Origin of the sequence: Mesorhizobium hunchu (assembly GCF_040081975.1) — a bacterium.
GTDB lineage: Bacteria > Pseudomonadota > Alphaproteobacteria > Rhizobiales > Rhizobiaceae > Mesorhizobium > Mesorhizobium hunchu.
In genome coordinates, this window is record NZ_JBEBMG010000002.1 from 659,183 (window position 1) to 668,277 (window position 9,095).

Annotated in this window: 8 protein-coding genes; 1 reads left to right on the forward strand and 7 read right to left on the reverse strand. The window is 64.7% G+C overall.

Annotated elements, in window-relative coordinates; translation table 11 throughout:
* Positions 1–108 precede the first annotated feature (108 nt).
* From ABMA46_RS06680 to ABMA46_RS06705, 6 genes are all read right to left on the reverse strand, one after another.
* Positions 109–1,212 carry a DUF2218 domain-containing protein gene (locus ABMA46_RS06680; protein ID WP_348998514.1) on the reverse strand — a complete coding sequence of 368 codons (1,104 nt, stop codon included), beginning with the start codon at positions 1,210–1,212 and terminating at the stop codon, positions 109–111.
* Positions 1,205–3,178, reverse strand: coding sequence for a Fe(3+)-hydroxamate ABC transporter permease FhuB (gene fhuB / locus ABMA46_RS06685; RefSeq protein ID WP_348998515.1), 1,974 nt, complete (start codon positions 3,176–3,178; stop codon positions 1,205–1,207). The genes ABMA46_RS06680 and fhuB overlap by 8 nt, the downstream gene beginning before the upstream one ends.
* The gene (locus ABMA46_RS06690; RefSeq protein ID WP_348998516.1) at positions 3,171–4,049 is read right to left on the reverse strand and encodes an ABC transporter substrate-binding protein; all 879 of its coding nucleotides are present in this window, start codon (positions 4,047–4,049) and stop codon (positions 3,171–3,173) included. Before ABMA46_RS06690 ends, fhuB begins: the two co-directional genes overlap by 8 nt.
* Positions 4,046–4,834 carry an ATP-binding cassette domain-containing protein gene (locus tag ABMA46_RS06695; protein ID WP_348998517.1) on the reverse strand — a complete coding sequence of 263 codons (789 nt, stop codon included), beginning with the start codon at positions 4,832–4,834 and terminating at the stop codon, positions 4,046–4,048. The genes ABMA46_RS06690 and ABMA46_RS06695 overlap by 4 nt, the downstream gene beginning before the upstream one ends.
* A gap of 68 nt (positions 4,835–4,902) precedes the next feature.
* Positions 4,903–7,101: a TonB-dependent siderophore receptor gene (locus ABMA46_RS06700; RefSeq protein WP_348998518.1), complete on the reverse strand. Its 2,199-nt coding sequence runs from the start codon at positions 7,099–7,101 to the stop codon at positions 4,903–4,905.
* 151 nt (positions 7,102–7,252) lie between these two features.
* Positions 7,253–8,131, reverse strand: a complete 879-nt coding sequence (locus tag ABMA46_RS06705; RefSeq protein ID WP_348998519.1) for a helix-turn-helix domain-containing protein — start codon at positions 8,129–8,131, stop codon at positions 7,253–7,255.
* A gap of 222 nt (positions 8,132–8,353) precedes the next feature.
* Here ABMA46_RS06705 and ABMA46_RS06710 point away from each other — a divergent pair, with 222 nt between their 5' ends.
* Positions 8,354–8,716 (forward strand): hypothetical protein, encoded by a 363-nt coding sequence (locus tag ABMA46_RS06710; protein ID WP_348998520.1) that lies wholly within the window; start codon positions 8,354–8,356, stop codon positions 8,714–8,716.
* Between the two features lie 14 nt (positions 8,717–8,730).
* Here the strand turns inward: ABMA46_RS06710 and ABMA46_RS06715 are convergent.
* A partial coding sequence (locus ABMA46_RS06715) for a hypothetical protein (protein ID WP_348998557.1) occupies positions 8,731–9,095 on the reverse strand: 365 nt, incomplete at its 5' end.

Genomic DNA, 9,095 nt, shown 5'->3' on the forward strand with positions numbered 1-9,095 from the left:
TAACAGCACGAGGGTCCGGTCGGCCAGTTGATAGGCGTGATCGGGCGCGTGCGTGGTGAAGACGACGGCCAGTCCGTCATCGGCAAGGCGCGGTGTGGGCAGCCGAGGCTACTGGCTGACTTCCTTTCTCGCGGTATCGCCGGAGAAGCCGCGGCGCCAGTAGGCGACGGCAAGGTGCTCGTTGCGGCTCAGGCGGCAGTCCTCGCGCAGATATTTGCGGATCGAGCGGAAGGCTGCGTGCTCACATCCGGTCCACGCAAAAACGGGTCGGCCGTCCGAGGGCATGGCCACATCGCGCACGGCCCGTACGAGCCTGTCTGTCGTTCCGGCCGGTGCGCCGTCCCGGCAGAGCCATTGCAGGTCGAGTTTGGCGGCCGAGCGCAGGTCCTGCCGTTCGGCCGCATCCGCCACCTCGATGCGCACCACCGCCTTCGCCCCGGCCGGCAGTTCTTCCAGGATGCGGGCGATGGCCGGCAGCGCCGTCTCGTCGCCGGCGAGCAGATACCAGTCCGCCTCGCCAATGCTACCGCCCCCCGGGCCGGTCATGCCGACGATATCGCCCAGCCGGGCATCGGCCGCGAAACGGGCGCCCGGCATTGCCTCGCCCTCATGCAGGACGAAATCGATGTCGATCTCACCTTTCGCCACATCGATGGCTCGGATCGTGTAGATGCGTACGTCCGGACGGTCGGCGGTCTCGGGCCAGCAGGGCCTTCCATCGGCGCCGGTCGTCGGCCAGACCGGTGGCACGCCGCGCCGCTTCGGAAACAGAAGCCGCACATGCAGGCCGCCCGAGGCGAAGCGCTGCAGGTCGTCGCCGGCCAGCGTGACGCGGCGCATTCGCGGCGTCACCTGCATCGTGCGGACGACGCGCATCTGGCGGAAATAGGGCAGGGGCGAGCCCGCCGCGCCGTCGCCCTGCCAGACGATCTCAGGCCGCTCGTCGATGGCGAAGGTCAACAGATGCTCCGCCAGCGCCAGCTTCACATAGGCGAGAGCGACCGCGTCTTTGCCTTCGGCCGAAATCCTCAGGCAGCCCTTGCAGGCTTCCAGGCCGGCCACGCCGAAGCCGGTGTCGATGCGGCTGCACAGACCATCCACCGTCACCTCGCCGAATTCGCGGAAATGGGCGCACAGGCGCTCCATCACCGGCTTCGGAGAGGCCAGCCGCACCTCTGCCGAGGCGGTGAAGGTTCGCGGCATCTCAGCCATGGCGCGGCACTCCCTTTGCGAGCAGATAGATCAAATACGGTCCGCCGACGAGCGAGGCGAACAGACCGAGCGGAAGCTGGTATGGAAAGACGGCAATGCGCGAAAGCCAGTCGGCCAGGACCATCAGCAACGCGCCAAGTGCTACGGCTCCCGCAAGTTGCTCGCGCGCGCGGCCGAGGCCGAGCAGGCGCGCGAGATGCGGCGCGATCAGGCCGACGAAACTCAGCGGGCCGACATAGGTCGCGGCGAGCGCTGTCATCAATGCGGCAAGCCCGATGACGACGAGGCGGGACGGGCCGACGCTCAGCCCGAGCGCTTTTGCGCTCGGTGCGCCGAGCGCCAGCAGGTCGAGCCAGCGCGTGAGGAGGAAAAGCGGAGCGACGAGGAGGATCGCGCCGGACAGTGCGATGCAGGCGTCGAACGCGACCGCGTCGTTGGTCGAGCCGCTCAGCCAGCGCAGCAGCGTGTAGGACTGCTGGTTGCCGAGCGCAATCATGGCCGTCAGCACCGCGCTGCACAGCGCGTTCATGGCGATGCCGGCAAACAGCAGCCGTTCCGGACCGAGGCCGCCGCGCGCGCCGATCGAGAGGATGACGAGGAGCACGGCGAGCGCGCCGGTCGCCGAAGCCGCCAGTTGCAGGCCCAGCGCGGCGCCAAGCATCAGCGCGATGGCAAGGCCGGCTCCGGCTCCGGCTCCGACACCGAGAACCTCGGGGCTTGCCAGCGGGTTTGCGGTCACGCGCTGGATGACCACGCCGGCCGCACCCAGCATCGCGCCGGTTGCCGCAGCCACGGCGACGCACGGCGCGCGCCATTCGAGCAGATCCGGCAGCACGTCGCCCGAGGCGATCTGCCAGCCGCGCGGACCGATGCCGACCGACAGGGCGACGGCCGCTGCCGCCACGACGCCCGCTGCGGTCAGGAGAATGAGGGACCACGGTCTGGGCGACCGTCTTGCGGTGTCGGCTTGCGCGCCCATGGAGGGCCATTCGAACATCTTCAGCCGCGGCAGCAGCCATAGGAGCAGCGGTCCGCCAAGCAGCGCGGTGGCGGCGCCCGTTGGCACGCGCTCGCCGCCCGGTCCCGAGAAGACCTGCACCAGCCCGTCGGTCAGCCACAGCAGGATGGCGCCGACCAGCGGTGTCGCGACCAGTTTCTGGCGCAGCGAACGCGCGCCGGACAGCGTGGCGAGCGCCGGCGCGGCGAGGCCGACGAAGCCGATGATCCCGACCTCCGCCACCACTGTGGTCGCTATCCAAACGGCCAGCACGATGACGAGGAACCTGCTGGTATGGACGGCAACGCCGAGATTGCGCGCCGACTGGTCGTCCAGGCCGAGGATCGCCAGCGGGCGCAGGAGCAGTCCGGCCGCGAGCAGCCCCAGAACCAGCCTGAGGCCAATCGAGACCGTCGGCTCCCAGCTTTGTTGGACGAGCGAGCCACCGCCCCAGATGAACAGCGAGAAGAGATACTCGCCGTTGGCCAGGATGAGGGCGGCGCTGAGCGAGTTTGCTGTCAGCGCGACCATCATGCCCGCAAGCACCACCGCAACGGGTTCGAGACCGCGCCGCCATGTCAGGCCGAGGATCAGCGCCACGGCGGCGACGCCGCCGGCGAAAGCCACCGTGCCGGCGGAAAATTCCATCAGGCCGTGCGCATAGATCTGCGCCGCCGCCATGGCGAGCTGGGCGCCGGCCGAGATGCCGAGCGTCGACGGCTCGGCGAGCGGATTGCGCAGGACGTGCTGGAGCAGCAGACCGGACAGGCCGAGTGCCGCGCCCGCGACGAGCGCCACGGCCGCGCGCGGCAGGAAGCTGTAGACCAAGATGACGCGGGAGAGATCCGTGCCATCCGCGCTCGACGCGGCCGCCGGCCAGAGATCATACAGCCGCAGGCCGAACAGCATGGCCGCGACGAGCGCGAGCGTCCCCCAGAATGCCGCGGGCAGGAAAGAACGGTCAGCCATGCGCCAGCCCGTGCACGCCGTCGACCAGCAGTCTGGCGAAGCGCCGTGCCGAAGGCAGGGCGCCGAAATGATTGAACGGATCGAGGAAGATCGCCCGTCGCTCGCGCACTGCAGGCAGCGCGTTCCACAAAGCGTTTCCGGCGAGGCCACGCCGGACTTCGGGCGGCAGCGGGCCGATCACGACGATACAGGCCTGAGGCACGCGGGCCAGCGCCTCGATGCCGACCGGCGCCGCCGCGCTGTAGCTGGTCTCTTCGGTCCAGGCATTGTCGAGTCCCAGCCGGCCGAGCACGTCGCCGGCCATGGCGTCGGCGCCGAAGGCTCGGAAATGCCGGGAATCGCCCAGGCTGATGACGAAGAAGGGGCGATGCGCCACGGGTGCGAGGGTGTCGCGCGCGCGGCGCAGAAGCCGCTCTGTTTCGTCCACATAGGTTCCAGATTCCGTCGTCCGGCCCAGCCGCTCGCCGAGCGCCAGTGTGGAGGCCACCGCCAGCGGATAGGGCGGCTTGCCGGCCTCGTAGACCGGCAGCGAGAGGACCGGGGCGATGCGCTCCAGCGACGGGCGCTGATATTCGTAGAAGCCGGAAATCAGGATCAGGTCGGGCTCGATAATGCGCAGGAGCTCGAAGTTCGGCGAGCCGCGCAGGCCGAGATCGGTCACGCCGTCCGGCACCGTCGGCTCGACAGCAATCTTGCGAAACTGGACGAGTTCGGTGGCTGCAGCCGGCACCGCGCCGATCGCCAGCACCGTTTCCAAGAGGCCCCAGTCGATCACCGCGACTTTCGTCTCGGCCGCCGCCGCACCGGCGGGCAGAAAGGGGAGGCCGCCGACAAGCGACAGCAGGCGGCGCCTGTCGATTCGCCCGGTCATAGGACGTAGCTGATCGGCGCGCCGGTCCGCGGATGGGCCAATATGCCCATCGGCAGGCCGTAGATGCGATCCAGCACCGCGCCGTCCAGGATTTCGTCCGGCGTCCCCTGCGCGACCAGTTCACCCTCACGCAGCGCGATGATCTCGTCGCAATAGCGCGCCGCCATGTTGATGTCGTGCAGCACAACGACCACGCCCATTTCGCGCTCGCGGCTCAGGTCCCTGACGAGCGCGAGGATTTCCACCTGATGCGCGACGTCGAGGGCGGATGTCGGCTCGTCGAGGAGCAGGCAGCGCGTGTCCTGCGCCAGCATCATGGCCAGCCAGACGCGCTGGCGCTCGCCGCCGGACAGGCTGTCAACCGTCCGCGCCGCGAAGGATCGCAGGTCCGTCTGGTCGAGCGCCTGCTCGACCTTCGCCGCGTCTTCGTCGCTGAACCGGCCGAGCGCGCCGTGCCAAGGGAAGCGGCCGAGCGAAACCAGCTCGCGGACCGTGAGGCCGTCCGCCGGCGGGGTGAACTGCGGCATGTAGGCGACGAGGCGCGAAAACGCGCGGTCGGCGAAACCCGCCAGCGATTTGCCGAGCACAGTCACGGATCCGCTCGAGGCCACCTGCTGGCGCGCCATGATCTTGACCAGCGTGCTCTTGCCCGAGCCGTTCGGGCCGACAAGGCCGTAGATACGCCCCTGCCGCAGGGATAATGTCAACGGGTGGACGATGACGCGCGCGCCGATCCGGAACGAAACGGCCTCCAGCTCGAAAAGGGGAGTGCGGTCATCCGACATCGCAGACTTTCAAAACGAATTCGGGAACAGTGTCGCCTGTCCCCGAATGAAGCTCCGTGGATCGCCGACTACCAGGTGGTGTGCAACTTCAGCTTGAACGAGCGCCCTTCGCCGTAATAGCAGGCCGTGGGAGACTGGCAGGCGGCAACATACGTCTTGTCGAACAGGTTGGTGACGTTGAAGTCGATGCCCCAATTGTTCTTTTCATAGCCTAGTTTGAGGTCGGCCAACGTTACCGCAGGGACGGGCAGCGTGTTCTCGTTGTCGGCCCAGCTCTTGCCGATATAGCGCAGGCCGCCGCCGATCGAGACGCCGTCGTACCAGGCATCGCCCCGGAACGTGTAGTCCGCCGAGAGCGAGGCCTGTACTTCGGGAACGATGGCGGGTGTCTTGCCGACCGTAGCCACGCTGTAGGGATCCGCCTTGGTGATGTCTACGTCGTAGGCCGTGAGCGCTCCCGTCAGCCTGAAGTCTTCCGTGACATTGATCTTGGCCTCCGCCTCGAAGCCGCGCGAGCGGATTTCGCCGGTCTGAATTTGCGTGAATGGGCCACTGTAGGTGGGAACGTTCTGGCGGGTCAAATCGAACAGCGCCAACGTGAAGAGGCCGTCAACAAAGGTCGGCCTGTATTTCAGCCCCACCTCGTACTGCGTCCCGGTCTCGGGCTCGAACAGTTCGCCGGTCACGCCGTTCTTTCCGACGATCGGGTTGAAGAATGTCGCAATGCTGGCATAGGGCGTCAGGCCGTTGTCGAATTCGTAGGCGAGGCCGGCGCGGCCAGAGAATTGTCCGTAGCTGGTGCTGAGATCGGGACTGGTCCCCCAATAGGTCGGACCGTTGTCCAGCGCCAGCCATGCGCGGTCATAGCGCCCGTTGAGCGTCGTCAGCCAACCGTCGCCGAAGCGGATCTGGTCTTGAACATAGACGCCGAGCGATTTGAGGGTGAGGTTCTCGTTGGTCTGCAGTTCCCGTGGCGACAGCGGCGTTCCATAGACCGGATCGAACGGATCGATCGGATTGGCGTTTCCGTCGAACAGGTTGTAGGCCTGCTTGTTGTCGATATTGTAGTATTTGTATTCGAGTCCGGCCAGAAGCGTATGCTCCATCGGGCCGGTCTCGACCTTGCCTTCGATCTGGTTGTCGATGGCGAACGACCTGGCGGTCGTGTCGGCATCCCAGTTGATGCGCGACAACTGGTTTGGCGCGAGACCGGGTGCCCAACCGCTGCCGTAGACCGAGACTTCCTTGTTCTTGGTCCCGATGAAACGCGCGTTCGAACGGACGGTCCAGTCGTTGTCGAACGTATGCTCGAATTCGTAGCCGATCGATCCCTGCTGGCGCTTGTAGGAATCTATATCCGGCTCGGAAAGATTGGTTCCCGGCTTGATCCGGCCGTAGTTCACGCCACCGACGGCCCGATCCACGACCGTGCCTTCGTAGGGCAGGAAATTGTCACCGTTATGGTTCTCGTCGATATAGGTGAGGTTCGCGTGGAGGGTGAGCGAGGTCTGCTCGTCGGGCTTCCAGGTGATGCTCGGCGAAATGATGCCGCGCCAGCCATCCTGATAATCGGTGTAACCGTTGCCGCCAGCGACCTTCCCGGTCATGCGATAGGCGACGGTGTCGTTGTTCGCGGTGTCCTGAACATCGAAGCCGAGATAGGCCGTTCCCGCATCGTTGACGCCGGCTTCCGCGTAGTGCCGACGCTCGAATGTCGGACGCTTGCTGACGTAGTTGATGACGCCGCCCGGATTGCTGCCGCCGTAGAGGACGGAAGCGGGGCCCTTCAATACCTCGACCCTCTCGAGGCCGAAGGAATCGACGTAGAAGCCGCCGAAAGCGTAGCTGTAAAGTTGCAGGCCATCGAGATAGGCGCCGTCGGCCGTTGCCTGGAAGCCGCGGATGAACATCCAGTTGGTGTCGGTATCAGAACCGAAGGGTTGAGTGAAGACGCCGGCCGTATAGCGCAGGGCCTCGTCCGCTTTCTGCGCACCCTGCGCGTCGATTTCCTCGCGCCCGACTACCGAAACCGACTGCGGTATCTCGGTGATGTCGGTGGCGGTCTTGGAGCCGGTCGTCGTCTTCTTGGCGACGACGCCCTTGACCTTACCCTTGCCGCTGGCATCTTCGGCGCCGGTGCCCGCGCCGGAATTGACGACCACCGGGGAGAGTTCGGTTTCACTCTGGGCCGTGGCCGGCAGGGTCTGGAGCAGTACGACGCTTGCCGCGCCAGTCGCCAGCAATATCCGGTAGTCGGTCAGTCTCATGTCGATGGATCCCCGCAACGCCCGGGCCGATGGAGCGGCCCATTAACTTGACTTAATACATCAAGTTTTGTGCGGGTGATTGGACGTTTTTGACTCGCCTTGTCTGTTTTTGGCCGATTTCACCCGAAAGCCACCGGGCAGTGCAGAAATGTCACGGCAGGTTCTTGCGGCGCCATTCGGCGGGCGTAATTCCGGCAAGGCTTTTGAAAACGCGGGTAAAATGCGCCTGGTCGGCAAAGCCAGCGATGTTCGCAACTTCGATCAGTGTCATGTCGCTCGTCGTCAGCATGGTCTGGACCTTGCGGATTCGCGAGTGCATCTGCCACCGGTGCGGAGGCATTCCGGTCGATGCCTTGAAGGCATGACTGAAATGCGTCTGCGACAGGTCGATCATAGCGGCGAGGTCGGCCAAGCGTATCGTCTCAAAGCAATGCGCTTCGAGGAAGGTGATGGCCCGCGCCAGTTGACGGCGTGATAATTCGGCACGCCGCTTCGTGCGTTCCGGCCGCACATCGAAAAGCAGTGTCAGCAATGCGTCGACAAGCCCCTCACCATATCTTTGATGGCGAGGGCCGGGATTCGTGCACTCGTCGGCGATCAACCTGGCGACCGATGCAATCCGGTCGTCGTCGAACCTCAGGCGTTGCCTCGTCAGCAACGCGTGGTCCAGCGCGCGGCCGAAGCGCTGCCTGACTGCGTTCTCGGAGAAATGCAGGTCGAGATGCCGGATGCGGGAAAGACCGGAAGCCCGTGCGATCAGACGCATGCCGGCCGGCACGAAGCTCATCGAATTGGCGACGAGGCGGCAGGCGTTTTCACCGGGACAGCCGACTTCGAAGCGGCCATTCGCTCCCTTCAACTCCAGAAGAACGAACAGGCGCGGATCCGGCGAGACGTAGAACCCTTCTGCGCAGCTATCGCAGGCGACATCCCACAGATCGGCGACCACGCCGTTCCAGACACGCCACCGCAGGTCGCCGACGACCGTGAATCCGCTGATGCGGCTTTCCATGCGTGGGTTGAAATTCACGCTTCCGTTCCTTCCGTGCGTCGTGCACGATTACAGCAAGTCCGTATACGGAGCGAGTTCCGCCAATCCGCATCAGCCCGCGGCCGTCGAACTGCCTACCTCGAAATCAGGAAAGATTCCTGGTTCGTTTGAGGATGAAGCGTCAAGGAATTCTTGGATCATGACGACAATCGGTTGACCCCAAACGCCCTATGAGGGACGCTCGGGAGCGTGGGGGAAGCTATGTCCAAGAAATCGATTGCTGCCGGCCTTGTTGTTTTCGGCTGCCTGTCGGCCGGTCCGACATGGGCACAGATCGCGGCCGACGAACAGGAATTTCAGCAAATGGCGGCCGCTCTCAAGGCCGACGATGCGGAGCGTCAGAGCGCGATTGCGACCTGCATCAAACAAGGTATCGGCGACAACCCGGCCGGAGCCGCCCAGTTCATGGGCGTTCCGGTGGAGAAGGCAGCTGAAGCATGGTGTACGCGCATGACCAACGGTATCGCCAACGGCTTGCTTAGCCTTGCAGATGTCATGGGACTGAACGAAGGAACGGTCACGCCCGCCGCGCAGAAAGTACTGACGTCTCCTGCAAATTTCTGATCTCATCATTTTCGTTACTCATAAAAACCCTTGGTATAAGCCCGCGACGCGCCATGGAGCAGATCGTCGAGTACAAGAACGATCCGGGGAACGGCTACACGAAGACAATCCTGTGCTTCCTTCAGCTGTTCGTCGTCAGCAACCGCGATAGGACGTTCTATTTCGCGAACAACAATGCCCGGCATGTTGATTTCCGCCGAGAACTGACCCGGGATTGAGGGATTTTTCCATTGAGAAGTGACCCATGTTTGAACCCACCCCTGCTGGCTGATTGCAGGGGACATTGGAGTGATAGACATGGCGTTACTGAGCGTTATCCGACGCTGGCATCTGCGAGATGGACATTCGATCCGGGAGATTGCGCGGCGCACGGGACTGT